Source organism: Nocardia sp. NPDC004340, assembly GCF_053602575.1.
Genome location: NZ_JBSGDW010000004.1, coordinates 22,372 through 48,860, shown reverse-complemented (window position 1 = coordinate 48,860; position 26,489 = coordinate 22,372). Strand labels below are relative to the sequence as shown.

Sequence of the window (26,489 nt, the reverse complement as noted above, 5' to 3'; positions counted from 1 at the left end):
GTCTGCCCATCCGCACCAGAAACGTCTTGGCCTGTAACTTGGCCGGGCACACGGTGATCGGGCAATCCGCATGCTCCCGTAACGCCCGATTCGCCGCATCCTCACTTATTACCGCCAGGGCACTGTGCCCGGTCGCTGGAAGTCCGAACATCGGTGGAACCTCCCGTCATACGGGGTACTGGACTGGATCCAGGAAACCACTGGCGAACGCGCGGAACATGCGATTTGGACGGTTTGGGTGTCAGCCGTTGGTGATCGAGCGGACCGAGACGCGCCAGCGGCCGTCGACCAGGACCAGGGTGTCGTGGTATCTGCCCATGCCGACCAGGCGGGGCGCGGTCGTGGTGTCGGCGAAGAACTGCCAAACGGACTCCGCCCGTGCGGAATCCGGTCCCAGCAGCGTGATGGCCGTGCAGCTCGTCACGTGCCGGGTCCTGGTTCCCGGACCGGCGATGCCCGCGTCGCGCCGGGCCTGCGCGCTGGCGGCGATCTCCGTTGCGCCACGGAAGATCTGCGGTGCGATGCCGGACTGCGGGTCGCCCGCGCGCTCCCAGACGGCGTCCGGCGTGTAGTGCTCGAAATAGTCGGCGATGGGCCCTTCGTCGGCGAGATGGGACAGGTGGGCGAGCAGTGATCGGATCTGCTCGGCGTGATCGGTCATGGGGTTGTCCTCGTCCTGGGCGGCTAGACGCCGTATCCGCCGTCGATGTCCAGCTTCTGGCCGCTGATGAAGTCGGCGCGGTCCGAGGCGAGGAAGCAGACCGCCTCGGCGATGTCCTGGGCGTCGCCGAAGCGGCGCAGCGGGATGTTGTTCCTGGTGACTTCGAGAGCGTGGTCGTCCAGGTCGCCGGAGGCGATGAGGCGGTCGGCCATGCCGTCGGTGGTCATGCCCGGGCCGACACAGTTGGCGCGCACACCGAATCTGCCCTCCTCGGCGGCGATTCCACGCACCAGAGCCTCGACCGCGCCCTTGGGGGCGATGGACATGCCGTCCCGCACAGGGAATCGCGCGGTTCCGGCGGTGGTGATGGCGACGATGCTGCCCTTGCTCGCTCGCAGGTGGGGGAGGACCGCGTGGACGGCGTTGAAGAAGCCGGACACGTCGTCGAGGATCTGGCTGCGGAAGTCGGCCGGTTCGATCCTGCTGAGGTGGCGCATCGGCACGTGCGGGCCCGCGGCGTAGATCAGCGTGTGGATGCCGCCGAGTTGCTCGGCCGCCTGCGCGACCACCTCTCCGGTGCGGGTGGAGTCGGCGAGGTCGAGTTGCCAGGTGGCGGCGCGGCGTCCGCCGGCTTCCGCGGCGGACCGGAGTCCGTCGAGTGCGCCGGGGGACCGGTAGTAGGTCAGGGCGAGGTCGCTGCCGCGTTCGAGGAGCATCCGCGCGCACGCTCCACCGAGCCCGCCGCTAGCGCCGAGCACCAGCGCGGCGCCCGCCCGATGACTGAAGTCGTCCACGATTCCTCCTCGGTTGCTTCTCACTGTTCATAGCGAACGAGCTCATACCAAGCAAGTGCTTGATTGTTTACCGGGACGAAGGAGGGTATGCACTACGTCATGCGGGATGCTCTTCACTTCGTGCTCGGGTTTCTGATCGTCCTCACGGTGATCACGTTCGCGAGCGGGTTCGGCTACACCAACCCTTACGGGCGGTTCGCCAAGGACGGTGAGCGATTCGCGGTGCGGGGGCCGTGGGCGTGGCTGTTGTTCGAGAATCCGCAATGGTGGGCCTTCACCGTCACGTTCTGGTTGGTCGTGAAGGATCCGCAGCCCCCGGCGGTGGTGCTCTACGTGCTGTGGCAGGTGCACTACCTCTATCGCGGGCTGATCTATCCGCTGCTGCGAGCGTCCAGCAAGGGATTCCCCGTGTACGGGATCGCGTTCGGAATGGTGTTCAACGCGGCCAATGGATTCGTCAACGGATACGCCGTCGCCGACGCGCAGCATCTGCGGGACTCCGGATGGTTCACCGACCCGCGCTTCCTCGTCGGGCTGGTCGTGGCCGTGGCGGGGTGGGCGATCAACTTCCATGCCGACCGCGCGCTGATCGCCTTGCGTAGTGACGGATTCACCGGCTACCGCATCCCCTACGGCGGCGCGTTCCGCTGGGTGTCGAGCGCGAACTACTTCGGCGAGCTGGTGCTGTGGGTGGGGTGGGCGCTCATGTCGTGGACGTGGGCGGGACTGGTGTTCGTGTTGTTCACCGTGGCCAACCTGCTGCCGCGGGCGGTGTCCACACATCGGTGGTACCGCGAGCGGTTCGAGGACTATCCGAGCGACCGCAAGGCGATGATTCCCTACCTGATCTGAGCTATCGGGTCGGGAGAGCTACCCCTGCCGCGAGGACGCGGCGCAGCCGCCAGGGCAGCGCCGCGAACAGTGCCGCCATGGCCGCCGCGGTGCCGCGAAGATCGTCGCGGCCGGACAGATAGGCCCGCTGGGCGGGGACCGGCAGTGCGAAGAAGGCGTCGAAGAAGAGTGGCAGCTCGGCGGGCGGAAGCGCCAGCAGGGCGTGTAATCCCGCCTGGCGCAACAGGTGTACGGCTCGGGCCGAGGCGGGCCAGGCTGATTCGCCGATGAGGACGGTGTCGGCCAGGCGCAGTGACGTGGCGACGCTGTATCCGGTCGCGGGGTGGGTGAAGGCTCCCGCCGCGCCGAACGTGGACCGATGCGGCTTGCCGCCCTGGACGGGGAAACGGACGCGTTCGACGGGTTCGGCGCCGGTGAGAGTGATTCCGCGGGAACGCAATCGATGGGTCAGGCGGGCCTCGAGCGTGTGCTGGTCGAGGGCCGGGCGTCCGGCGAGGCAGGTCTCTTCCAGGAGGATGCGGTCGTCGTCCAGGGGAACCGCGTAGAGAAACGAGCGCGGGTCGGTCGGGGCCGCACCGTTGTCGTCACGCCAGTCCATGAACAAGGAGTCCCGGTCGGGGTAGTGGGCGCGGTCGATGATCACGCCGTACGCCGTCTGCTCGGCCAGGGCGGGGGAGCGGGGGATGCCGCGCGCGTCGACGACCCGGCCCGCGGGGAGGGTGTGGCCGGAGGCGAGTCGCACCGAGGGGAGGTCCAGTCCGTCGTGGCGGTGGCGGGCCGCGATGTCGATGGCGGTGACGGAGTCCTGGATCAGGCGTGCGCCGGAGATGTCGAGCGAATCCTGAAGTGCCGCAGTGTCGAACACGAGATAGGATCGATCGATCTCGATGCGGCGGGTCGTCCAGGCGACGGGCCCTTCGATCCGCGTCGCGATCGCCGCGTCGGCGACCCAGGCGGGCAGCTCGTCCGCCCACGCCGCATAGGTGGCAGCCCACCGTCGGCGCGGGTGCGGATCGACCACGGTGACCGTCAGCCCGTGCGCCAGGGCGCGGTGGGCGAGGGCTCGTCCTGCCGGGCCCGCGCCGCAGATGAGCAGATCGTCGGTCACCCCGTGATTGGATCATGCCGGATCGCCCGCATACGCTTCGGGAATCGAATGCCGAGCCGGGGAGGGCTCGGGCCGTCCGCGAAAGGTGATCAGATGACGTATCCACCAGCCGGATCCGGGGGCGATCCCACTGTCCACCGGCAGCCGCGACCCGGCGAGTCGGATGCCGCGTGGTGGGATCAGCCCGCCCAGGGGACCGGTGGACACCAGGTGCAGCAGCCCGGATGGCAGGGGCAGCAGCCGGTCGACCAGGGCTGGCAGCCGACACAGACGAATTGGCCCGCGCAGCAGGGATATCCGCAGGCGGGACAACCGCAGGACGCCGGGTACGCGCAGCCGCCGGGGTTCGCGCAGAGCTTGGCGTACGGCCAGCAGCAGCCGTTCGGGCCGGGCTCCCCGCCCGCGCCCGGTTTCCCGCAGCAGCCGGGTTATCCGCCGCAGCAGCCGAAGTCGAACACCGGGCTGATCATCGGCGTGGTGCTGGGCGCGGTCGTGCTGCTGGCGGTGGCGGTCGGCGCGATCGTGCTCGTCTCCGGCGGCGACGACGCCACCCAGGCCGGCGCCACCTCCACCACCGAGAGCCCGACCCTGGTGCCCGCCACCTCGGCCCCGCCCCGCACCACCGCGACCACCTCCAAGGCCGCGCCCGGCGGCAGCCGCTTCAGCTACACCGAGTACGGCAAGGACTGGAACTTCAAGCTCGGTGACGTCGCCCTGCACGCCACCTACGTGACCGGCCAGGATTTCGACTCCTGCGCCCCGATCGAGAAGGCCGGGAAGATGACCGGCCTGGGCTGCAAGCGCGCCTCGTCCATGGCGTGGAAGGCCGAGGGCGGCGGGCTCATGCTCACCCAGCTGGTCCTCACCATGTCCGACGACGGCAAGGCGTCCGCCGCGCACAACCAGTTCGAGGACACCGACCTGGAGCTGCCCGACGGCAGCTACATCGCCGACTTCGAGACCGGCAAGTGGCGCGACGGCAGCCAGAGCAAGTTCGTCGTCGTCACCGTCGCCACCGCCACCGCGGCGGTCGACGAGGCCACCGTCAGCAAGTACCTCCAGTACCGCAACAGCGACACCCTCGGCGCCCTCGCCTTCCGGTGATCGGCGGCGTTCTCCCGGCATGACCGTGCCCGGCACCGAATCCCGGTGCCGGGCACGTCCTTTCGATTCCGGCGCTCAGATGCCGCCGGTGGCCAGCAGGCCGCCGTCCACGCGGATCGTCGTCCCGGTGATCCACGCCGACTCGTCGGACGCGAGGAACCCGATCAGCTGCGCCACATCCTCCGGCGACCCGAGCCGCTTCATCGGGTAGACGGCCGCGGCCGCCTCCTCGTCCGCCGAGTACAGCGCGTCCGCGAACTTGGTCTTGATCACGCCCGGCGCCACCGCGTTCACCCGGATCTTCGGCCCCAACTGCCACGACAGTTCCTCGGTGAGCCGAATGAGCGCCGCCTTCGACGCCCCGTACGCGGCGATCACGCCGGTCGACCGCAGCCCGGCGACGCTGGCCACGTTCACCACCGCACCGCCGTGCTCACCCATCCACGCCTTGTACGCCTCCTGCACATACCCCAGCGCCGCAACGACATTCACGTCGAAGATCTTGCGGACCGCCTCGAGGTCGGCCTCCATGAGCGACCCGTACACCGGATTGATGCCGGTGTTGTTGATCAGCACGTCCAGCGACCCGAACTGCGCCACCGCGGTAGCGACCTGTTCGGCCCGGGCCGCCGCGTCCCCGGAGTTCCCGGCGACCGCCACCACCTTCCCCGCATGACCCAGCCCCCGCAGCCGCTCGGCCGCCTCCTCGAGCGGTTCGGCCTTCCGGGCGGAGATCACCACATTGGCCCCCCGGGCCAACAGCTCCGCCGCCACCGCGAACCCGATACCCCGGCTCGCCCCGGTGACCAGTGCACTCTTACCCGCCAAGTTCTCACTCATGTGATGGCACGTTACTTCAGTCCCTGCCGTCTGTCGGCGGCGAGGTTCGGCGGTAAAAATTGCTGACTAGTTGCCGGAGGGTTCGATTCGGTATGGTCGACACGGGAGAAGCGCGATACATCAGGGAACACGCCGGCTCGACGCATGACGCAGGAGGCCAGATGTTGCACACCGATGTTCCGACACGAGGCGAGATCAAAGCGCTGGCCGCCGAGGCCGAACCGTGGAGTGTCGCGATATACACCCCGACCGTGGCCGACACCGCGGCGCCGGATCAGAACCGCATCGCATTCTCGAACCATGTGCGCGAGGCGCTGGGCGGGATCGATGATCGCCAGGCTCGTGCGTCGCTACAGGAAGAGTTCGACGATCTGGTCGACGACGAGGACTTCTGGCGATTCCAGTCCAATACGTTGGTGGCCCTGGCCACTCCGGAACGGGTGCGGACCTATCGCCTCCCGAATCGCTTGCGGGAAGGCGTCTTCGTAGGATCCAGATTCCACCTCAAACCACTGCTGCGGGCGACCACGTTTCCCCAGGCGGCCTTCGTGCTCGCCCTGTCGGAGGGCGCTGTCCGCCTGATCGAGGTCAGCTCGGACGGTGGCGCCGAGGAGACGCGGATACCGGGCCTTCCGGTGAGCGCCGCCGATCATGCCCGCAAGGCGTCGCTGAGCGGCCGCGCGCCCAAGGGCCGGATTCAGGGGACCGAGGGGCGCAAAGTGCGAGTGCGGCAATACGCCAGGGCCGTGGACCAAGGGCTGAGGGATCTGCTGACAGGGCGGGAAGTGCCGTTGATTCTCGCGGCGGCCGAGCCGATCGAATCGCTGTACCGGTCCGTCAACAGCTACCCGGACCTGCTGGCGGAGTCCATTCCGGGCAATCCCGAGCAGCTGTCCGCGGCCGAACTCGGCGCCCGGGCCCGGATCATTCTCGACACCCACTACGCGAGCCAACTGGCAGACCTGCACGCCTTGTTCGACAAGCGCCGCGCAGAAGGGCGAGCGACCACCGACATCGCAGATATCGCCCGCGCCGCGACCCTCGGCATGATCGACACCTTGCTGGTCGACATCGACGTGACCGTGCCCGGAGCCGTCGCCCCGGACGACGGAGCGGTGACCCTGGAGACCGAATCGGATTCCGACGCACCAGGTGTCGTCGACGAGATCAGCAGACGAGTCCTCCTGTCCGACGGCCGGGTGCTGGCGGTTCGCACCGAGGACATGCCCGACGGCGCACCCGCCGCCGCGATCCTGCGATACAGGTTCTGAGTTCCACAGGGTAGAAACACGAACGAGCGGTTCGGGCACGGGGCTACAGTGCTGGTCCCGCACCGGTGCGCGGCGGCGGGATCGTTCGTGGAGAAGGGCGGCGGCCGGGTGCTGGACCGTGGCAAGACATCGCACATCCTGACCGCCGTGGCCGAGCCGCTCTCGGATCGGTTGCCCGGCATCGCCGGTGGACTGTCCGAGCGGATCCTCGCCGAGGACGCCGCGTACGCGGCGCTGATCGCGCCCGGGGAGCTGCGGGACACCATTCTGCGCAACCTGCGGCAGACGGTGGCCTCGATGCTGGACCGGTCCGAGGACCGGCCGGTCGATCTGTCCGACGCGACCTGGACCGGGCGGACCCGGGCAACGCAAGGGCTGCCGCTGTCCTCGCTGCAGGACGCGTACCGGCGCGGGTGCCGGCTGCTGTGGGAGGCGATGATCGAGACGGTGGCGGAACGGGATCCGGCCTCGCTGCCCGATCTGCTGCCGTGCGTGGGTGATCTGTGGGACATCGTCGACCTCCTCATCGGCGCGGTCACCGACGCCTACCAGGCGATGGAATCGGAGCGCTTGGCACGCGACGGCGAGCGGCGGAACGCGGTGCTCGACGTACTGCTGGGCGGTCCGGGGGCGGCCTTTCCCGCGGGCGGGGGAGCGGGTCTGGTCGCGCAGGCGTCGGCGGTCCTCGGCCTGCCCGAGCGGGCCCGGTACGCGGTGGCCGCGGTGCGGTCGGTCGGCGGCGCGAGTCTGCCCCGCGACCGCGGGCACCCGGCGACCGACGGCTTCCACATCCTGTGGCGGATCCGGGCCGATCACGAGGTCGGGCTGATCGCGCTCGGCGGCGACCCGTTGACCGAGCCGGCGCGGCTGCTGCGCGAGCAGGGAGTCGCGGCCGGGATCAGTCCCGTCGTGGGCTCGCTGGCCGAATTGGCCAGGGCCCGTTGGCTGGCCGAGATCGCGTTGCAGACCGGCGCACCCGACACTCGGGTGGTGGTGCTGGATCAGCGCCTGCCCGCCGCACTGGTCGCCGCGCAGTCCGAACTCGCCGAGCGACTCCGGACCGTGGTGCTCGGCCCGGTGCTCGGACTGCCCGCGGCCGAACGCGACGTCCTGCTCGCCACCGTGACCGCGTGGCTCGACGCGGGCGGCTCGGCGGCGGGCGCGGCCGCGGCGTTGTACTGCCACCGCAATACCGTGCTGAACCGGTTGCGGCGGATCGAGGAACTCACCGGCCGGTCCATCGCCGAACCGCGCGCCATGATCGAGCTCGCCCTGGCCGTGGAGGCGGCCCGCCGATAACCGGTCTGGGCAGGCGAGACAATCTCGCGGTCGCCGTAATGTGCTCGGGCACAAGAATTGCGCCGGGGCGAGAATTCCGGCCGCACACCTCAGGCACGCGCAATAGCTTTCCCGCCAGGCAAATGGCCGAGTCATCAATCGAAAGGGAAGGTGTTTCGCGCATGCGCATTCGCACTTCCAACCTCCGCACCACACTGGCGGCGGTCCTCACCGCCGCGGTCACCGCGCTGACTCTCACCGCCGTCGCGGTCCCCGCCCACGCGGACGGCATCCCGAGCGTCGGCCGGAATTGGGCTGCGGCGGGGCCCTATTCGCCCGAGGTCAGCATCGGCGTCGTGCACACGCTCTACTACCCGCAGACCATGGGCGCGCACGGGGAGAAACACCCGGTGATCATCTGGGGCAACGGCACCGGCGTGCTGCCCGGGGCGTACACCCTGCTGTTGCGGCACTACGCCAGTCACGGCTTCATCGTGGTGGCCGCCAATACGCCGGTGAGCAACTTCGCCATCACCATGCGCAGCGGCATCGACCTCATCGAGAAGCTCAACGCCGACCCGTCCAGCGTCTTCTACGGCAAGGTCAACCTCGACCGGATCGGCTCCGCGGGCCACTCCCAGGGCGGATCGGGCGCGATCAACGCCGCCGTCGACCCCCGGGTCGACGTGGTCACGGCGATCCAGCCCGGACCGCTCAACGACGTCAGCCAGCTCCACAAGCCGGTCCTGTTCCTCGCCGGCCAATTCGACGCCATCGTATGGCCGGCCCTGGTGAAGGCCATGTACAACAATGCCGACCAGGTCCCCGCCGAATACGCCGAACTCCGCGGCGCCACCCATTTCGGCACCGGCATCACGGGCGGCGACATGCGCGGCCCCTCCACCGCCTGGCTCCGCTACTGGCTGATGGACGACGCGAACGCCCGCACCGAATTCTTCGGCCCCAACTGCGGCTTCTGCACCGACTCCCAACAGTTCTCGGACTTCCGGCGAAACGACTTGGCGAACCAGATTCCGGGCTGACGCTCAATGCGCAAGGTGCGCGCCCGAATTCGGCGACAGGGCGCGCACCGACCGAGTACCGTGCATCCCCGGGTGCACGTGTCCTTCCGCATGGTCTGGTTTCCATCGCCACCATCGACTGTATTGGCGTGTAGTGGAGCATGATTGGGGCGGCTGGTGCGCCGAGACGTTGCAGCGCAACAACACACAGCCATGGGTATGATCTGGCGACATGCAGCCCGCTGGGGATTCTAGCCCCAACCTCCTCGATCGAAGCCCGGTGCCGCTGTACGCACCCGAGTTCGCCGCCGACCCGCACTCCTTCTACGCCGCCATGCGCGAGAAGTTCGGTTCCCTCGCCCCGGTGGAACTTTCGCCCGGCATCCCCGCCACCCTGGTGATCGGCTATCGCTACGCGGTCGCGATCAACAATGACGCGGATCGCTTCCCGGCCGATCCTCGTGTCTGGGAGCAGGACATTCCCGTCGACTGCCCGATCCTGCCCATGTTGCAGTACCGGCCGAACGCGCTGCGCAGCGCGGGCCACGAGCACGCGCGGTATCGAAAGGCCAGTGTCGACGGCATCGACGCGATCAACCTGTACCAGGTCGACGATGTGATCGAAGGGATCGTGATCCCGCAGGTCAACACCTTCTGTACCGACGGGCAGGCCGACTTGATCAGCCAGTACGCCTTCCCTGTCACCTTCGCCTATCTCAACGTCATGGTCGGGTGCCCCGCGGATATCGGCCAGCAGGTCGCGCAGGGCATGGCGATGATGTTCGAGGGCAACTCGGCCGAAGAGGGCAACGCGCTGTTCGTGGCGGCGCTCGGCAAGCTGGTGAGCCTCAAGAGGAGGCAGCCGGGCGATGACGTCACCACGCGGCTGCTGGTCCATGCGGCGGATCTCACCGACGAGGAGTTGGTGCACCAGCTGGTGACGATCTATGGCGCCGGCATCGAGCCGCTGACCAACCTGATCGCCAATACCTTGCTGCTGATGCTCACCGACGAACGGTTCTCCGGAGTGGCCGCGCTGACGACCCGGGATGCGATGAACGAGTTGCTGTTCACCGACCCGCCGCTCGCGAACTTCGGCATCACCTACCCGGTCCGGCCGACCATGGTCGACAACACGTGGCTGCCCGCCAATCAGCCGGTGGTCACCAGCATGGCGGCCTGCAACAACGACCCCGCCATCGTGGGCCGCTACACCGGCAACAACGCGCATATCGCCTGGGGCACCGGACCGCATACCTGCCCCGCGCAGGACGTCGCGTACCTGGTCGCGCAGAACGCCATCGATCAGCTCTTCGACCACCTACCCGAACTTCGGCTGGCTTGCCCCGTCGACCAACTCGTGTGGCGGCCAGGACCTTTCCACCGATCGCTGGCGAACCTGCCGGTGGTGTTCCCGCCCGCGCGTACCCTGTTCTGACCACACCTCGGGATGCCGGGGTGACCGGCATCCCGAGGGCCTGTCAGCCGTGTGCTGTGCGTGTCGTCAGCCCAGCCGGAGCGCCGTCGCGCACTGCTCGATATAGCTGTCGGAGTTGTACACCGTGCGCAAGGAACCGGTTTCGAGCTCGAAGGCCCCGACCAGCTCGGTGAGGTGCGGCGCCAGCATCTCGTGCAGCTGGACACGCATGTCGCGCAACGGTTCACGCGTCTTGGGCAGCGGGCCGTCCGGCAGCAGGTCCGCGCCGTGCGCGAGGAACTGCCGCACCGCGAAGAGCGTGAGGACGTTCTCCATCACCCGTCGAGGACCGGACGGCAGCTCGGCGGCACGTTCGGCCAGTCGCTGCGCGGCTCGGTGGGCGGTGTGCGCGTCGGCGGCGGCCAGCGCGAGGTCGTAGACCCGGTCCCACCGTGCCTGCCGGTCGCCGGTGGTGTTCGCGTAGGCCTCGAGCGCGCGGTGCTGCAGGAACAGGGCGCGGGCGCCCATCCATTTCACCCAGCTGTCCGGAGTGTCGAGGTCACAGGGCTCGAGTTCGTCCCAGCATTCCTGGGTCCACTGGTCGGGCCCGAACAGCCGGCGGTAGCCCGCGAGCAGGGCGATCACGTAGCTGTCGCCTTCGGCGGTGGCCGCGGCATCCCGCAGCGCCCGGTACTCGACGATCTTGTTGTGGGCGAAGACGCCCTGGGCGCCGAGCCGGTCGCGCACCTCGCCGCACACCCGCAGCGCGGTGGACGTGGCGAAGTACTTGGTCAGCGACACCAGATCGGTCAGCGCCGGACCCTGCTCGTCGTCCGCCGCATCGATCACATCGGCGAAGCCGTCGACGGCGATCTCCACCGCGGAGGTGGCGAGATAGGTGTCGACCACGGCCTCGAGCAGCGGCGCGTAGTGCGCCGGCACCTGCATGAGCGGCACCCGCCCGCCCGACATGCTCGCGATATCGCGCTGCGCGGACTGCCGGACGGCGATCGACACCGCGGCCCGCGACACCGCCGCCGCCATGCCCGAGATGCATAGTCGGCCCACGCGCACCCGGCTGATGGCGCGCCACACCTGGTTGTCCCGCGGGATCGGCGAGATCAGCTCACCATTGTCGTCGATGCGGGTTCCGGTGTGCGACAACAGGCATTCGCGCGACACCCGGACGTTGTCGAAGCGGGTCATGGCGTTGTCCATGCCCAGGCCCGGTTTCTCCGGCATGCGGCGGATGGTGAGACCGGGTCGTACCTGTCCATCGGCGTCACACATCCACACCAGGAACGGGTACACACCGTGCGCGGTGTCGCCGATGATCAACCGCGCGAACACGATTCCGAACCGCGCGATGCCCTCGACCGGCGGCGCGGCGGTCGTCGGCATGAACTTGATCGCCGAATCGGTCGGCGTGTTCAGGACGAAGCCGCCACCGTCGGCGGGGTCGTACACCGCGGTCGTCTCGAGGTTGTTCAGGTCACTGCCGTGGCCGACCTCGGTGAGCACGTAGGCGCCGACCGCGCGGCCCGCGAGCAGTTCCGTCAACGCGGTGTCGACTTCCCCTGTGCGTGAATGCTGTTCGAGCAGGGTGCCCAGCACCAGGTTCACCTGCACGGTCAGCAGAGCACCCAGATGCGGATCGACGACGGTGGACTGCTCGTGCAGGGTCAGGCACTCGCGCAGATCCGACACCGTCTCCACCGCCGACAGGCTCGGCAACATGCGCAGATACCGCTCGTAGGCCCGGGCCCCGGGATCCTTGGTCGCGGCCCACCAATCCTGGTCGAATCCTTCTTCACCGAACAGCTTGTTGTACCGCTGCGCTGCTGCACGACGGCCGCCGAACAACAGATCCGCGAAACTGTTCACGTTTTCCTGAGAGACCATGACTTCGCCTTCTCTTCCACTCATTACCGAATCCAAGCGACATGTCCTGCGTCACTTGGCATCACGCATGGCTCGGTGGCCGGGGTGTGTGGCTACCGAAAACCAGCGGAAGCTGTCGATCGATCGGGAATCAGCGGCCCGATGGAATGACCTGTCGAGAGTTCAACCCATCGCCCACCTTCGGGCGATCTCGCCTGTCGACCGGTCGTCGAGGAAAGTCGTTCGCGCCATCACCTCATGCTGCGGCTCCGAGGGAGCCGCAGTGTTGCGGTAGGGCAAACGAGACACGAAACGTATTGTTGCACAGTGTGCTTCAAATCGAGTCGTCTAATGCGAGGATCCTCGGCCGAGGCGCCTTCGATTCGGGGCCCGATCGGCCGTGGACCTGGACAAATGATCAGCTAACCTCTGACAATTTTCGAGCAACCCGGCGAGGCGGGCCCGTCCGTCCCCCTTGATTCGGGATGCGCGCGATGGTAGCTGCGGGTAGCATCCGAGGAGTGAGCGAAACCTGTTACAGCGGAGCATGTTTAATGGGCAGCCCCGAACGCAGGCGTATCACGGTCGTTCCGCCACGTCGGTAGCATCGCCGCGGGCCGGACTGCCGGATCCGTGAACCTCCGGATGGCGATGTGGCACAGCGCCGATCGCATCCCTACAGCAATCACCGACTGACGTCGTTGTTTTCGAGCTCTTCTCACCGGTCATGTTCCACTCGCTCATGGGAGTTGCACCTTGAAGATGTTCGCGTTGCCGATGCCGAACCATGGCGCGAGGCCGCACGAGTGAAGCTGCACTCGCCGGAATTCGCGGCCGACCCGCACCGCGCCTACGAGGACCTCCGCCGCCGGTACGGCCCCGTGGCGCCCATCGAACTGGCCGCGGGAGTCCCGGCGACGCTGGTCCTCGGCTACCGCGAAGCGTTACGGATTCTCGGTGACCCCCAGCACTTTCCGGCCGATTCCCGCGCCTGGGAACCGACCATTCCGGAGCGCTGCCCGGTCATGCCCATCATGGAGTGGGGCCCTGCGGAGTCCGCCGACACGGGGCGATCGACACACCGCGCGGCCTATCTCGCCGCCATGGCCGACGTGGATCAGTACCGGCTGCGTGGCACCGTCGAATCCGCTGCCCTGCCTCTGATCAACAGTTTCTGCGGCATCGGGTACGCCGATCTGCTCGCCGACTACGCCCGTCCCCTCACCCTGCGAGTCCTCGACGACCTGATCGGCCTGCCGCCCGCGCTCGGCGCCGAAGCCGGTGCCGCACTGATGGATCTGATCGAGGCCGCAGACCCGGCCGCCGCCGACCTCGCCGAGCGCCGATTCCGCGCCGCCCTGGCCGAATTGGTGGCCATGCGGCGCCGCGCCCCGGACCGCGACGTCGTCTCGACCCTGATCGGCCACGCCGTCGGCTTCGACGACGCCGAGATCGTGGAACAACTGGCCAAGCTCTACGCCATGGGCGCGGAACCGACCTGGAATCTCATCGTCAGCGCCTTGGTCCTGATGGCCGACGACGCCAGCTTCCATGACGACTTGCTGGCCGGCTCCCTCCAACTGCGCGATGCCATCGACAAGGTCCTGTTCACCGACCCGCCACTCGCCAACGCGTGCCCCCGCTTCCCGCGGCAACCCCAGGTGGTCGGCAACACCTGGCTCCCGGTGAACCAGCCGGTGCTGATCAGCATCACGGCCTGCAACAATGACCCCGCCGTCTCCGGCGATCACACCGGCAACCGCTCCCACCTCGCCTGGGGCTCGGGCGCGCACACCTGCCCGGCCCAGCCGATAGCCTCCATCATCGCCCGTGAGGCGTTGGATCAACTTCTCGATGCCCTCCCCGACATCAAACTCGCGGTTCCCCTGGCCGAACTGCCGTGGCGCACCAGCACTTTCCATCGTGCCCCGGTCAGGGTGCCGGTCACCTTCCCGCCCTCGCTCCCTCTGGTGCCCCGATCGTGAGAACACCCCGTATCAGCTGAGCTATCGCGCACCGGTTTCGAGGGCCGGGCTGGTGCGGATCAGGTGGTCGAACGCGCCGAGGGCGGCCGTCGCTCCGGCGCCGGCGGCGACGATGATCTGCTTGAACGGGGCCGTGGTGCAGTCGCCGGCCGCGTAGACGCCGGGAACGGACGTGTGGCCGTGATCGTCGATGACGATCTCGCCGCGCGGGGTGAGATCGACAGTGCCGGAGAGCCATTCGGTATTGGGTAGCAGTCCGATCTGGACGAAGACGCCGTCCACGTCGATCGAATGCCACGCTTCGGTGGTGCGATCGGCGTAGGTCAGGCCGGTGACCTTGGCGCCGTCGCCGACCACCTCGGTCGTCTGCGCGCTGAGCAGGATGTCGACATTGGAGAGGCTGCGGAGCTTGCGCTGCAGGACCTCGTCGGCTCGCAGCTCGGCGTCGAATTCGACCAGCGTGACGTGCGCGACGATCCCGGCCAGATCGATGGCGGCCTCGACACCGGAGTTGCCGCCGCCGATCACCGCCACGCGCTTGCCCTTGAACAAGGGGCCGTCACAGTGCGGGCAGTAGGTGACGCCCTTGTTCCGGTATTCGGTCTCGCCGGGAACGTTCATCGACCGCCACCGCGCCCCGGTGGAGAGGATCACGCTGCGCGCCAGCAGCCGCGCACCGCTCCCGAGTTCCACCTCGACCAGGCCCTGCTCCGTGACCGCGGGGGTCAGCGCCGTCGCGTGCTGCGCGTTCATGATGTCGACGTCGTACCGGCGAACGTGGTCGTCCAGCGCGGCGGCGAGCTTCGGGCCCTCGGTGTAGGGCACCGAGGCGAAATTCTCGATGCCGACCGTGTCGAGCACCTGACCGCCGAAGCGTTCCGCCACGACTCCGGTCCGAATTCCCTTCCGCGCCGCGTAGATCGCCGCGGTGGCCCCGGCCGGTCCGCCGCCCACGACGAGCACGTCGAACGGGTCCTTCTCGGAGATCGCGGCGGCGGTGCGCGCCGCGGCCCCGACATCGAGCCGGCCGACGATCTGCTCGAGGCTCATCCGGCCCGACCCGAACGGTTCACCGTTGAGGAACACGCTCGGCACCGCCAGCACCTGGCGATTGTCGACCTCGTCCGGGAACAGTGCCCCGTCGATCGCGGCGTGCGTGATGTTCGGGTTCAGCACGCACATCAGGTTCAGTGCCTGCACCACATCGGGACAGTTCTGGCAGGACAGGGAGAAGTAGGTCTCGAAGTGGAACTCGCCCTCGAGATCACGTACCTGCGCGAGCAGCTCCGCGGCCTCCTTGGAGGGGTGGCCGCCGACCTGCAGCAGCGCGAGGACCAAGGACGAGAACTCGTGTCCGAGTGGGATTCCGGCGAACCCGACCTCGATGCCGGTGCCCACGCGGCGGATCACGAACGACGGCCGGCGCGGGTCGTCGCCGGTGCGCGTGTGGGTGACCAGATCCGACAGGCCCGCGATCTCGTCGAGGAGTTCGGCGAGTTCCGCGGATTTGGGGCGGTCATCGAGGGTGGACACCAGCTCGATCGGCCGAGTCACCTTCTCCAGCAGTGTCTTCAGTTGGTGGGCGAGCGAGGCGTCGAGCATGCGGGTCTCCTCCGATGAGTCGGGAACGGGTGCGGGCAGGCGTCGGCGGATCAGATCTTGCCGACGAGCTCCAGGGACGGGGCCAGGGTCTCCTCGCCCTCTTCCCACTTGGCCGGGCAGACCTCGCCCGGGTGCGAGCGAACGTACTGGGCGGCCTTGACCTTGCGCAGCAGCTCGGATGCGTTGCGGCCGATGCCTTCCGCGGTGACCTCGGTGAACTGGACGACGCCGTCCGGGTCGACCAGGAAGGTGCCGCGGTCGGCCAGGCCCTCGTCCTCGCGGAGCACCCCGAAGTCGGTGCTGATCCGCAGCGCGGGGTCGCCGATCATGGCGTACTTGATCTTGCCGATGGTGTCGGAGGACGCGTGCCACGCCTTGTGCGTGAAGTGGGTGTCGGTGGAGACGGAGAAGACCTCGACGCCCAGGCGCTGCAGCTCGTCGTAGTGGTCGGCGAGGTCGCCGAGCTCGGTCGGGCACACGAACGTGAAGTCGGCCGGGTAGAAGAAGAAGACCGCCCACTTGCCCTGGATGTCCGCGTCCGACACGGTCACGAAGGAGCCGTCCTTGAACGCCTCCGCCGAGAAGGACTTGATCCGCTTGTTGATCAGCGACATGAATTGGCCTCATTCCGAAAGGTGATGGGATCTCCTTTTCGAAACTAGCGAGCCCGAATTGATAGAACCAATCAGAAATCACTCTTTGATTGATAGTGCTAGGCAATAAAGGCAGGGCAGCGTTTCTATCGAGATCCGAGTGGCGATCAGGAGTGTGACCGATGCCTCACCGAAGGCCGACTGTGTGGGTGTCGACGCGGGCTGCAGTTCGGCCGAGGCCTTCGATGTACTCGCAGGTAGAGGGCATGAAAGCGGCGGATGGATGCGCCGGTCTCGCACGCAAATCGGCCGCTCGATGCCAATGTACGTTTTGGCGCGGACCTGTTGTCAAGTTTCGCCGACAAGGCGGTTTGCGTATTCCCGAATTCCCCGCATAATGACTTCAGTTCATGTGACTCACATTGCGAATGCTGTGCAAGAGCAAGGAGCGTCATTTGCGTGCCGATGGCCCCCGGAAGCGCTACGCATTGTTCATCGGTGGGTCGATCTGGTCGCCGGAAATGCCCGAATGCGAGGCGCTCGGAATCGCGGACGGCTGCGTCGTAGCGGTCGGCGCGGACGCCCTGCGTTGGTCCCGAACCGTGCCGGCCGGTGATCTGCGGACCGTCGATCTGCGCGGAGGCTTCCTGATGCCCGCGTTCGGCGAGGGCCACGCGCATCCCGTCTTCGCCGGACTCGAGGACGTCGGACCCCAGGTGCGAACCTGCACAAGCGTTTCCGAGATCGCCGAGGTGCTGCGTCGATGGGCCGGGCGGCATCCCGGCCCCGGCTGGATCGTCGGCGCGGGCTACGACAGCAGTCTCGCCCCCGACGGGCTCTTCGACGCCGCCTGGCTCGACGCCGCGGTCCCGGACCGCCCGGTCATGTTGCGGGCCTGGGACTATCACACGGTCTGGTGCAATTCGGCGGCGCTCGAACTGGCCGGCATCACCGCCGGCACACCCGAGCCGGTGCTCGGCGAGATCCCGAGGCGACCGGACGGGAGCCCCCTCGGCACGCTGCGCGAGGCCGGGGCGGTGGACCTGCTCCTGGCCGCCGCACCCGCGAGCGAGACCACCGCGCGGGTCGACGCCCTGCGCCGCGCCACCGCGCGGTACGCCCGGCACGGCGTCACCTGGATACAAGACGCCTGGGTGGAGGCGTCCGACGTCGCCGTCTACCTGGAGGCCGCTCGTTCCGGCGCGCTGTCGACCCGCGTGAACCTGGCGCTGCTGGCCGACCCTCGCCGGTTCGCCGAGGACCTGCCCATCCTGCTCGCCTCCCGCGACCGGGTCCGGACCCTCGATCACCCACTGCTGACCGCGAATTCGGTCAAGTTCTTCGCCGACGGCATCATCGAGAACGAGACCGCGGCGCTGCTCGAACCGTATTGCACGCACCGCCATTCGCACGGCATGCGCACCTGGGAGCCCACGGCGCTGGCCGACGCCGCCGCGGCCGTCGACGCGGCCGGGTTCCAGCTGCACATCCATGCCATCGGCGATGCGGCGGTCCGGTCGGCACTCGACGCGGTCGCGGCCTGCGCCGACCGCAACGGGCCGCGGGACCGGCGACCGGTGATCGCCCACGCGCAACTGATCAGCCCCGACGACATTCCACGCTTCGCCGAACTCGGCGTGGTGGCGAATGTGCAGCCGCTGTGGGCGCAACTCGACCGGGTCATGGTGGATCTGACCATGCCCCGGCTCGGCGCGCGGCGCTCCGCACGCCAATACCCCTTCCGGAGCCTGGTCGAAGGCGGCGCCCGTCTGGCGTTCGGCTCCGATTGGCCGGTGTCGTCGGCGGTTCCGCTCGACGGCATCGCGACAGCGGTGACCCGCCGCACCGCCGAGGGCGAACCGAGCGGCGGCTGGATTCCCGCCGAGCTCCTCGACATCGCCACCGCCCTGGACGCCTACACCGCCGGCGTCGCCCACCAGGCCTTCGCCGATCTCCGCGATGCCCCGTGGGGGACTCTGACCCTCGGCTCCGGCGCGGATCTGGTGTGGTTGGACACCGACCCGAGATCTGCTGCCCCGCAGGCGATCCCGGATATCCAGGTGGTGGAGACCTGGCTGGCCGGACACACCACCTACCGCCGTGCCGCGGCGTCCTGACCCGCGGATTCTGTCGGCCCCGCCCCGCTGACCCTGACGCACCGACCTGTTCGCGACGGCCGGTGACTCCCGTCGCCAATCCTTGACCAAATTTTTAGTCAGGGATACCGTGGCAGCCTTCGAGCAGGACCGGATCTTTGGGAGATTTGTATGCAGCGTCGTCGGTTCGTTCAGACGGGTATCGGCGTGGTCGGCGGGGTGCTCCTCGCCGCCAAGGCCGCCTCGGCCATGCCCGCCACCGGCAGTGGGGGCGGCGACCGGCCGTGGTCGATGCCGGAGGAGGGGGAGCCGCACAAGCGCACCTGGATGGCGTTCGGCGCGAGCGCCGCCTACGGTGACGTGCTGCCCGAGGCCCGGCGCAACCTGGCCTCGATCGCGCAGGCCGTCGCGCGGTTCGAGCCGGTGTCGATGCTGGTGCGTCCCGAGGAGATGGATATCGCGCGCGGGTTGATCGGCGGCGCGAACGTCGAACTGGTGCCCGCCGCGCTGGACGATCTGTGGATGCGCGACACCGGGCCGGTGTTCGTGAAAGGCGGCGGCAAGGCCGCGGTCGACTTCAACTTCAATGGCTGGGGCAACAAGCAGGCGCACGGGCAGGATGCGCGGGTGGCGAGCCTGGTCGCCGGTCGTGCGGGGGTGCGGACCGTGTCGACCGAGCTGGTGCTCGAAGGTGGAGGGATCGAGGTCGACGGCGAGGGCACGGCCATCATCACCGAGAGCTGTGTGCTCAACGCCAATCGCAATCCCGGCTGGAGCAAGGCGGATGTCGAGGCCGAACTGGACACATTGCTGGGGCTGAAGAAGATCATCTGGCTGCCCGGCATCGCGGGGCAGGACATCACCGACGGGCACACCGACTTCTATGCCCGCTTCGCCCGGCCCGGGGTGGTGGTGGCCGCGCTCGACACCGACCCGAAGTCCTACGACCACGACGTCACCAAGCGCCACCTCGAGATCCTGAAGACGGCCACCGATGCGCGCGGCCGCCAGGTGCAGGTGGAGGTCATCAAGGCGCCGACCCAGGTCCGGCCCGAGTACAAGACCAAGGACTTCGCCGCCGGCTACATCAACTTCTATGTCTGCAACGGCGCGGTCATCGCCCCGGAATTCGGTGACGCCGAAGCGGATTCGGCCGCCAAGGCCACCCTGGCCCGGCTGTTCCCGAACCGGCAGATCGTGCAGGTGAACATCGACGGCATCGCCTGGGGTGGTGGCGGAATCCACTGCACCACGCAGCAGGAACCGGTGGACTAGACCACCTGCGGGATCACTGAGGCCGCCCCGCGTGCCGTGTTGGCTGAATTTTCAGTCAAGATTAGAGTCGGTGTGCGGGGCTTTCGGAAATTACGGGAGAGAAAGCATGGGTATAGGCCGATTCGCGAGCGGTGCGCTGAGCCGCCTGCTGGGAGATTCGCGCGACTTCGAGGACGACGGCCGCCGCTGGTCGATGCCGGAGGAAGGCGATCCGCACCGGCGGACCTGGATGGCCTTCGGCGCGAACGAGGCGGTGTGGGGGAGACGTCTGCTGCCGCAGGTCCAGCACGATCTGGCGCGGATCGCGCTGACGATCGCGCGATTCGAACCGGTCTCGGTGGTGGTCCGCCCCGAGGACCTCGAGCTGGCCCGCCGCCTGCTCACCGATCCCCGTGTCGACCTGATCCCCGCGTCGCTCGACGACATCTGGATGCGTGACACCGGACCGGTCTTCGTACACGGCGAGAACGGCATGGCCGCGGTCGATTTCAACTTCAACGGCTGGGGCGGGAAACAGAAGGCCCGGCAGGATCGCAAGGTGGCCGACTTCGTCACCCGCACGGCGGGGGTGGAGTCCCTGCCGGCCGAATTGGTGCTCGAGGGCGGTGGGATCGAGGTCGACGGTCAGGGCACCGCCATCATCACCGAAAGCTGTGTGCTCAACAACAATCGGAACCCGGGCTGGAAGAAGAAGGACGTCGAGGACGAGCTGCGCTACCTGCTCGGACTCGAGAAGATCATCTGGCTGCCGGGCATCGCCGGCTACGACATCACCGACGGGCACACCGACTTCTACGCCCGCTTCGCCCGGCCGGGTGTGGTCGTGGCGGGGCTGGACACCGACCCCGACTCCTTCGACTACGACGTCACCCACACACATCTCGAGATCCTGCGCTCGGCCACCGACGCCCTGGGCCGGCCCTTGCGGGTCGAGGTGATCGAGGGGCCGTCGCGGGTCCGCCCGCAGTTCGACGGCGAGGACTTCGCGGCGGGCTACATCAACTTCTACGTCTGCAACGGCGCGGTGATCGCCCCCGAATTCGGTGACCCCCGAGCGGATTCGGCGGCACATGCCACCCTGTGCCGCCTGTTCCCGGACCGCTACGTCGCGCAGATCCCGATCGACGGCATCGCCGCGGGCGGCGGCGGCATCCACTGCACCACCCAGCAGGAACCCGCGAACCCGAGCACTCGACCCACACCTCGGGACCCGTATACGTCCGATCATCCGGCACATCCGTAAAGTGAGGTTCCGTGTCCGACCGTCAGACTCAGATCCTGGAAGCAGCCATTCGCGTCATCGCCCAGGACGGCGTGCGCGGGCTGCGTATCGAGAAGCTCGCCGCCGAAGCCGGAGTCTCCACGGCGCTGATCTACTACCACTTCAAGGATCGGTCGGGCGTGCTCGACGCCGCGCTGGGATTCATCAACGAGCAGGCGCAGCGCTACACCGACTCGGCGTTCGCGGTCGCCAATCCCCGTGCCGCGCTGGAACATATGCTGCTGCTGGAGATCCAGGACATTCCCGAGGTGCGCAACAACAGCATCGCCTGGGGTGAACTGCGGGCCAGCGCGGTCTTCTCCGAGGATCTGCGCGAACAGCTGCGCACCACGACCGAGAGCTGGGTCGAGGAAACCGCCACCCTCATCGAGCGGGCCCGCGAGGCGGGACTCGCGGTCCGCGACGTCAACCCGACCGCTGCGGCCGAACGCCTCACCGCCCTCGTGGAGGGCCTCAGTGAGCGCTGGCTCAGCGGCTCCCTGGACCTGGCCCGCGCCCGCGAACTGCTCGCGGGCGCGGTCGTCGCCGAACTGGGCCGGGTCTGACACCGATCAGATCGCGGCGAGCTCGGCGGCGATTGCGCCGGAAAGCAATTCACGGGTCCGCTCGATGGTGCAGGACCCGCTGAGCCACCGTTTGCTCAAGCCTTCCACCAGGGTCGTGAGGCGTTCGGCCGCGCCGGTCAGGTCGGGCGCGGGGGTACCGTGCGCGGTCTCGACCGCCTCCCGCATCACCTCCGCGACATGGTCGACCCATTCACCGGTGGTCGACCGCAATGTCTCCCGCAGATCCGGGGCGAACACGGCGCTGGCCCGCAATTCACCCCATGCGATGCAGTGCATGCGCACGTCGAGCGCGCTCTGCAGTTCCACCAGCAGCATCTGGTCGAGAGCGGCGCGCGGGCCCAGGTCCGCGGGCACCGCCTCCTCGATGTGCGCCGCCGCCCGCAGATCCAGGTATTCGAGGGCATGGCGCAGCACGCCCGCCCGGTCCTCGAAGTAGTGGTAGATCAGTGCGGTCGAGACGCGGGCCTCGGCGGCGACCTTGCCGATGCGCACTCCCTGCACCCCGTCCTCGGCGATCACCCGGACCGCCGCCTCCAGGATGTGCCGTTCGCGTTCCCGCACCGCGCTAGCCGACCGGCTGCTGCTGGGTGGTGCAGTGGATCCCGCCACCGCCCGCGGCGATGCCGTCGATATCGATCTGCACGACCTCGCGGTCCGGGAACAGACGCTCGAGGGTGTCCTTGGCGGCCGCGTCGCCGTCCGGATCGCCGAACTGCGGCGCGATGACACCACCGTTGCAGACGTAGAAGTTGATGTACCCGGCTGCGAAGTCCTTCTCGTTCCGGTACTGCGGGCGGACCTGTGCCGGACCTTCGATCACCTCCACCTGCAACGGATTGCCGCGCACATCCGTTGCGCCCCTGAGTATTTCGAGGTGACGCTCGGTGACGTCGCGATCGTGGGACTCGGGGTCGGTGTCGAGGCCCGCCACGACGACACCCGGGCGGGCGAAGCGGGCGTAGAAGTCGGTGTGCCCGTCGGTGATGTCAAGCCCCTTGATGCCGGGCAGCCGGATGATCTTCTCGAGTCCGAGCAGGTAGCGCAGCTCGTCCTCGACGTCCTTCTTCTTCCAGCCCGGGTTCCGATTGTTGTTGAGCACACAGCTTTCGGTGATGATGGCGGTGCCCTGACCGTCGACCTCGATCCCGCCGCCCTCGAGCACCAGACCGGTGTGCAGCGTTTCGACCCCGGCCCGGCCGGTGACGATCTGCGCGACCTTCACATCCTGGGCGTGCGCCTGTTTCCCGCCCCAGCCGTTGAAGTTGAAGTCGACCCCCGCGAGCGCCCCGCCGCCTTTCACGAACACCGGCCCGGTGTCGCGCATCCACAGATCGTCCAGCGCGGCGGGCACCAGTTCGACGTTCGCGCCGCCGATCAACCCGCGCGCGATATCCATCTCCTCGGGACGCACCAGCATCGACACCGGCTCGAACCGCGCGACGGCCTGCGCGATCGAGGCCAGGTTGTGGCGGACCACCGGGAGCAGTTCCGCGCCCCAGACCCGTTCGCTCGCGCCGAACGCCATCCAGGTCCGGGTGTGCGGATCGCCCTCCTCGGGCATCAGCCAGGTGCGGTCGTCGTGCGGAACCCGGCTGGGCGGAGTGTCATTGGTCTCCGAGCCGGTGTCGTCGCACGCGGCCAGTAGCAGGCCGCCCGCCATCGCCACGCTCACCTGAAAGAATCGCCGCCGCCGCATCGCGCCACTCCTCGTTGTCCGGTCCATTGATCGTTCCGATCGCATGAGCGATCGCAGGGCTACCGCGATGATAGCCCTGACTGAAAATTCAATCGAGAGCGCCCGTACTGGCGCGTCTTGCACTTGTAGTGCGGAATCCGTCGCACATCCAGTGGACGGGACGGCGAATACTGACTGAAAATTTAGACACACTGGCATGACTATCGGGGGAGTGATGCGGCGCACACTGTTCCCCATCGAACATCCCCAACCGGAGAGATCAGGATGAAGTTTCGCTCGATCACCACGACCGCCGCCCTGGCCGCGGCCGCCCTCGCAACCACCTCGATGACCGCGAATGTCGCTGGTGCGCAGCCGGATTCACCGACCTCGGCGCCCGGCATCCAGTACCGGGCCACCCTGGTCGACCGCTCGGTCGTGGTGACCACCGACGCCGGTTCGCTGGCCGCCCGGGACGGCCGGTTCGAGGTGCTCGACCGCAGTGGCGCACCGGTCGCGGTGCTGCCGCTGAGCTATCAGCGAGAGGGCCTGGTCTGGCCGATCGCGGCCCGCATCGACGGCAATACCGCCACCTTGACCCCCGGCACCGATCCGGCCGCGGCGGTGCCGGTTCCGGCGGGAACGCCCACTCTGACCTCGATCGACGCGACCGCCAATCCCAACTACAACCAGGCGCTGGCCAACTTCTCCAGTGCCGCCACCATCGGCGCGGCGGTCGGCACCCTGATCGGGACCGCGATCGGCGCGGCCGTGGGCTGCGTCGCGGGCGGTGCGCTGCTGGGCGCCGGCGCGGGCATCCCGACCCTGGGCACGCTGGCGATCCCGGGCGCGATCGGCGGCTGTCTGGTCACCGCCGCCGCCACCGCACCGCTGGGCGCGGCCGTCGGTCTGATCGCCGTCGGCGGCCCGATCACGGCGGTGGCCCTGTTCCAGTTCTTCGCCGACCTGGCCACCCCGCCCGCTCCGGTGAACTGACCGCAACCCGCTGACCGGCAGGTATCGCAGCAGGTCCAGCCCGGTCAGCGCCATTGACTAACAATTTGGTCAGTGTGAAGATGCCCCTACGTTTCGACGTCCGAACGAACGGAAGAACGCAAATGGAAAGCAGTACGACCACGACCTGGCGAATGCCGGCCGAGTGGGCGCCCCACGAGCGCTGCCTCATGGCGTGGCCGACCCGCGAAAGCCTGTGGGGCCCTTACTTCGAGGAAGCGAAAGCGGAGTACGCCGCGACCGCGAACGCCATCGGCGACTTCGAGCCGGTGCTCATGATCGCCAATCCCGGTCAGGCCGACGAGGTGCGCAAGGCGTGCGGCCGGGCGGTCGATGTCGTCGAAATGCCGATCGACGATTCCTGGATCCGGGATTCCGGGCCGCTGATCGTGCACGATCGGGACGGCCGGCGCGCGGGCGTCGACTTCCGCTTCAACTCGTGGGGTGAACGATTCCTGCCCTACGACAAGGACGACGCGCTCGCGGGGCGGGTGCTCCAGGCCCTCGGTTTCGATCGCCACGCGTCGGGCATGGTGCTCGAGGGCGGTTCGATCACCGTCGACGGCGAGGGCACCCTCATCACCACCGAGCAGTGCCTGCTCAACCCGAATCGCAACCCGTCGATGTCGCGGGAGGAGATCGAGGACGAGCTGCGGCTGCGACTGGGCATCACCACCGTGATCTGGCTGCCCTACGGGCATTTCGACGACACCCACACCGACGGACACGTCGACGGCGTCTGCACGTTCGTGCGGCCGGGCGCGGTGGTCGCCCAGACCTGTACGAATCCCGACCTGCCCGACTACGAGCGCATGGCCGCCAACCTCGAGGTCCTGCGGTCCTCGACCGACGCCGCGGGCCGGCCGTTCGAGATCTACGAACTGCCCGAATTCCCGGTCACCACCCTGCCGGACGGCACCGACACCATGGTCGCCTACGCCAACTTCTATGTCGCCAATGGTGCGGTGATCACCCCGACCGCCGGACACGAACTCGACGAGCCCGCGCTGGACACCCTGCGCAAGGCCTTCCCCGATCGGGAAGTCGTCGGCGTACCGGGCAATATCGTCGCCTTCGGCGGCGGTGGCGTCCACTGCATCACCCAGCAGATCCCGGCCGCGACCAGCACGGAGGCGAACCTGTGAGCGACCTCGATTCCCACGGACCCGACTACACCGATGACGGCACCTTCGTCACCGTCACGGCGATCGGCACGCCGGCTTCCTCACCGGCTCGCGTCGATCCGCCGACGCGGACCCCGATCCGGGTCGGCGCGGTGCAGACCCGCTGGCACGCCGATCCGGACGAACATCGCGCGGTCCTCTCCGCGGGCGTCGCCCGCGCGGCGCTGCTCGGCGCACAGGTGGTGTGCCTGCAGGAACTGACCCTGAGCCCGTACTTCGCGACCGTGCCCGACAATGCCGAGGCCGCGGCGCACCGGGAGGCCATTCCCGACGGTCCCACCACCACGTTCGCGCGGGAACTGGCCGCCCGCCACGGCATTCTGGTGCACGCCTCGCTCTACGAGCACAGCGACACCGGCCGCGGGTACAACACCGCGATCCTGGTCGCGCCCGGTGGCGAGGTGCTGGCCCGCACCCGCAAACTGCACATTCCCCAGTTCCCCGGCTATCACGAGGACCGCTACTTCGATTCCGATGACAGCGGATTCCCGGTGATCGACGCGGCGGGCAGCCGATTCGGCTTCCCCACCTGCTGGGATCAGTGGTTCCCGGAACTGGCTCGCGTGTATTCGCTGCGCGGCGCGGAGATCCTGGTCTATCCGACCGCGATCGGCAGTGATCCCGAATTGAAGGAGTTCGACACCCTGCCGATGTGGCATCAGATGATCGCGGCCAATGGCCTGGCGAATGCCACCTTCATGGTCGCGGTGAATCGGATCGGGCACGAGGACGGCATCACCTTCTACGGATCGTCGTTCATTTCCGATCCGTACGGGCGGACGATTGTGCGGGCACCGCGGGACCGGGACACCGTCCTGGTCGCGGACCTGGATCTGGACCAGCGTCGGGACTGGCTCACCTTCGGCATGTTCGATACCCGCCGCCCGGCCAGTTACGGCGCTCTCACCGCCGAATCCGCCGCCGTCGAGGCATAACGGCACCACCCCTCCCGTGCCCGGCGGCTCGCCCGCGGCACACCGAGACAGGCC

22 protein-coding genes and 1 pseudogene are annotated in these 26,489 nt (G+C 68.2%); 14 read left to right on the top strand and 9 right to left on the bottom strand.

Annotated features, from left to right (window positions below; genetic code table 11):
* Positions 1-241 precede the first annotated feature (241 nt).
* Both ACWEOI_RS16845 and ACWEOI_RS16840 read right to left on the bottom strand, forming a co-directional pair.
* Positions 242-661 (bottom strand): nuclear transport factor 2 family protein, encoded by a 420-nt coding sequence (locus ACWEOI_RS16845; protein WP_433672923.1) that lies wholly within the window; start codon positions 659-661, stop codon positions 242-244.
* Positions 662-684: 23 nt separating this feature from the next.
* Positions 685-1,455 (bottom strand): SDR family oxidoreductase, encoded by a 771-nt coding sequence (locus ACWEOI_RS16840; RefSeq protein ID WP_433672924.1) that lies wholly within the window; start codon positions 1,453-1,455, stop codon positions 685-687.
* 99 nt (positions 1,456-1,554) lie between these two features.
* On the opposite strand from ACWEOI_RS16840, the gene ACWEOI_RS16835 reads away from it, so the two are divergent.
* A complete protein-coding gene (locus ACWEOI_RS16835) occupies positions 1,555-2,307 on the top strand; it encodes a DUF1295 domain-containing protein (RefSeq protein ID WP_433672925.1) in 753 nt (250 codons plus the stop codon).
* Between the two features lies 1 nt (position 2,308).
* Here ACWEOI_RS16835 and ACWEOI_RS16830 read toward each other — a convergent pair whose 3' ends face one another.
* Entirely contained in the window at positions 2,309-3,415 is a 1,107-nt protein-coding gene (locus ACWEOI_RS16830; protein ID WP_452360188.1) for a lycopene cyclase family protein, read from the bottom strand.
* 93 nt (positions 3,416-3,508) lie between these two features.
* On the opposite strand from ACWEOI_RS16830, the gene ACWEOI_RS16825 reads away from it, so the two are divergent.
* Positions 3,509-4,519, top strand: coding sequence for a hypothetical protein (locus ACWEOI_RS16825; RefSeq protein WP_433672927.1), 1,011 nt, complete (start codon positions 3,509-3,511; stop codon positions 4,517-4,519).
* Positions 4,520-4,594: 75 nt separating this feature from the next.
* Here the strand turns inward: ACWEOI_RS16825 and ACWEOI_RS16820 are convergent, their stop codons facing one another.
* Positions 4,595-5,359, bottom strand: a complete 765-nt coding sequence (locus tag ACWEOI_RS16820; RefSeq protein ID WP_433672928.1) for an SDR family oxidoreductase — start codon at positions 5,357-5,359, stop codon at positions 4,595-4,597.
* 161 nt (positions 5,360-5,520) lie between these two features.
* Here ACWEOI_RS16820 and ACWEOI_RS16815 point away from each other — a divergent pair, with 161 nt between their 5' ends.
* The 4 genes from ACWEOI_RS16815 (at position 5,521) to ACWEOI_RS16800 (ending at position 10,368) form a co-directional block, all read left to right on the top strand.
* Positions 5,521-6,630: a baeRF11 domain-containing protein gene (locus tag ACWEOI_RS16815; protein WP_452360187.1), complete on the top strand. Its 1,110-nt coding sequence runs from the start codon at positions 5,521-5,523 to the stop codon at positions 6,628-6,630.
* 48 nt (positions 6,631-6,678) lie between these two features.
* Positions 6,679-7,929: a PucR family transcriptional regulator gene (locus ACWEOI_RS16810; RefSeq protein ID WP_452360186.1), complete on the top strand. Its 1,251-nt coding sequence runs from the start codon at positions 6,679-6,681 to the stop codon at positions 7,927-7,929.
* Between the two features lie 161 nt (positions 7,930-8,090).
* Positions 8,091-8,951, top strand: a complete 861-nt coding sequence (locus ACWEOI_RS16805) for an alpha/beta hydrolase family protein (RefSeq protein ID WP_452360185.1) — start codon at positions 8,091-8,093, stop codon at positions 8,949-8,951.
* A gap of 211 nt (positions 8,952-9,162) precedes the next feature.
* A complete protein-coding gene (locus ACWEOI_RS16800; protein ID WP_452360184.1) occupies positions 9,163-10,368 on the top strand; it encodes a cytochrome P450 in 1,206 nt (401 codons plus the stop codon).
* Positions 10,369-10,434: 66 nt separating this feature from the next.
* Here ACWEOI_RS16800 and ACWEOI_RS16795 read toward each other — a convergent pair whose 3' ends face one another.
* On the bottom strand, positions 10,435-12,249 hold the full coding sequence (locus ACWEOI_RS16795) for an acyl-CoA dehydrogenase family protein (RefSeq protein ID WP_452360183.1): 1,815 nt from the start codon (positions 12,247-12,249) through the stop codon (positions 10,435-10,437).
* Between the two features lie 785 nt (positions 12,250-13,034).
* Here ACWEOI_RS16795 and ACWEOI_RS16790 point away from each other — a divergent pair.
* Positions 13,035-14,213: a cytochrome P450 gene (locus ACWEOI_RS16790; RefSeq protein ID WP_452360182.1), complete on the top strand. Its 1,179-nt coding sequence runs from the start codon at positions 13,035-13,037 to the stop codon at positions 14,211-14,213.
* 21 nt (positions 14,214-14,234) lie between these two features.
* On the opposite strand, the gene ahpF is transcribed toward ACWEOI_RS16790, so the two are convergent.
* Positions 14,235-15,815, bottom strand: coding sequence for an alkyl hydroperoxide reductase subunit F (ahpF, locus tag ACWEOI_RS16785; RefSeq protein WP_452360181.1), 1,581 nt, complete (start codon positions 15,813-15,815; stop codon positions 14,235-14,237).
* Positions 15,816-15,865: 50 nt separating this feature from the next.
* Positions 15,866-16,429 (bottom strand): alkyl hydroperoxide reductase subunit C, encoded by a 564-nt coding sequence (gene ahpC / locus ACWEOI_RS16780; protein ID WP_433672936.1) that lies wholly within the window; start codon positions 16,427-16,429, stop codon positions 15,866-15,868.
* A 500-nt stretch (positions 16,430-16,929) separates the two neighbouring features.
* On the opposite strand from ahpC, the gene ACWEOI_RS16775 reads away from it, so the two are divergent.
* The 4 genes and pseudogenes from ACWEOI_RS16775 to ACWEOI_RS16760 all read left to right on the top strand — a co-directional run bounded on the left by ACWEOI_RS16775 (position 16,930) and on the right by ACWEOI_RS16760 (position 21,606).
* Positions 16,930-18,525, top strand: coding sequence for an amidohydrolase (locus tag ACWEOI_RS16775; RefSeq protein WP_452360639.1), 1,596 nt, complete (start codon positions 16,930-16,932; stop codon positions 18,523-18,525).
* A 150-nt stretch (positions 18,526-18,675) separates the two neighbouring features.
* On the top strand, positions 18,676-19,779 hold the full coding sequence (locus tag ACWEOI_RS16770) for an agmatine deiminase family protein (protein ID WP_452360180.1): 1,104 nt from the start codon (positions 18,676-18,678) through the stop codon (positions 19,777-19,779).
* A gap of 72 nt (positions 19,780-19,851) precedes the next feature.
* Positions 19,852-20,956: pseudogene (locus ACWEOI_RS16765) on the top strand (agmatine deiminase family protein); the annotation flags it as partial.
* Positions 20,957-21,033: 77 nt separating this feature from the next.
* Complete coding sequence (locus tag ACWEOI_RS16760; protein WP_452360179.1) at positions 21,034-21,606, top strand: TetR/AcrR family transcriptional regulator; 573 nt, start codon at positions 21,034-21,036, stop codon at positions 21,604-21,606.
* A 6-nt stretch (positions 21,607-21,612) separates the two neighbouring features.
* Here ACWEOI_RS16760 and ACWEOI_RS16755 read toward each other — a convergent pair whose 3' ends face one another.
* Together ACWEOI_RS16755 and ACWEOI_RS16750 are read right to left on the bottom strand one after the other, a co-directional pair.
* The gene (locus ACWEOI_RS16755) at positions 21,613-22,188 is read right to left on the bottom strand and encodes a TetR family transcriptional regulator (protein WP_433672939.1); all 576 of its coding nucleotides are present in this window, start codon (positions 22,186-22,188) and stop codon (positions 21,613-21,615) included.
* Between the two features lie 4 nt (positions 22,189-22,192).
* Positions 22,193-23,323: an agmatine deiminase family protein gene (locus tag ACWEOI_RS16750; RefSeq protein WP_452360178.1), complete on the bottom strand. Its 1,131-nt coding sequence runs from the start codon at positions 23,321-23,323 to the stop codon at positions 22,193-22,195.
* A gap of 264 nt (positions 23,324-23,587) precedes the next feature.
* Here ACWEOI_RS16750 and ACWEOI_RS16745 point away from each other — a divergent pair, with 264 nt between their 5' ends.
* From ACWEOI_RS16745 to ACWEOI_RS16735, 3 genes are all read left to right on the top strand, one after another.
* On the top strand, positions 23,588-24,298 hold the full coding sequence (locus tag ACWEOI_RS16745) for a hypothetical protein (RefSeq protein ID WP_452360177.1): 711 nt from the start codon (positions 23,588-23,590) through the stop codon (positions 24,296-24,298).
* A 122-nt stretch (positions 24,299-24,420) separates the two neighbouring features.
* Positions 24,421-25,461 (top strand): agmatine deiminase family protein, encoded by a 1,041-nt coding sequence (locus ACWEOI_RS16740; RefSeq protein WP_452360176.1) that lies wholly within the window; start codon positions 24,421-24,423, stop codon positions 25,459-25,461.
* A complete protein-coding gene (locus ACWEOI_RS16735; protein WP_433672943.1) occupies positions 25,458-26,435 on the top strand; it encodes a nitrilase-related carbon-nitrogen hydrolase in 978 nt (325 codons plus the stop codon). The genes ACWEOI_RS16740 and ACWEOI_RS16735 overlap by 4 nt, the downstream gene beginning before the upstream one ends.
* Positions 26,436-26,489: the final 54 nt, after the last annotated feature.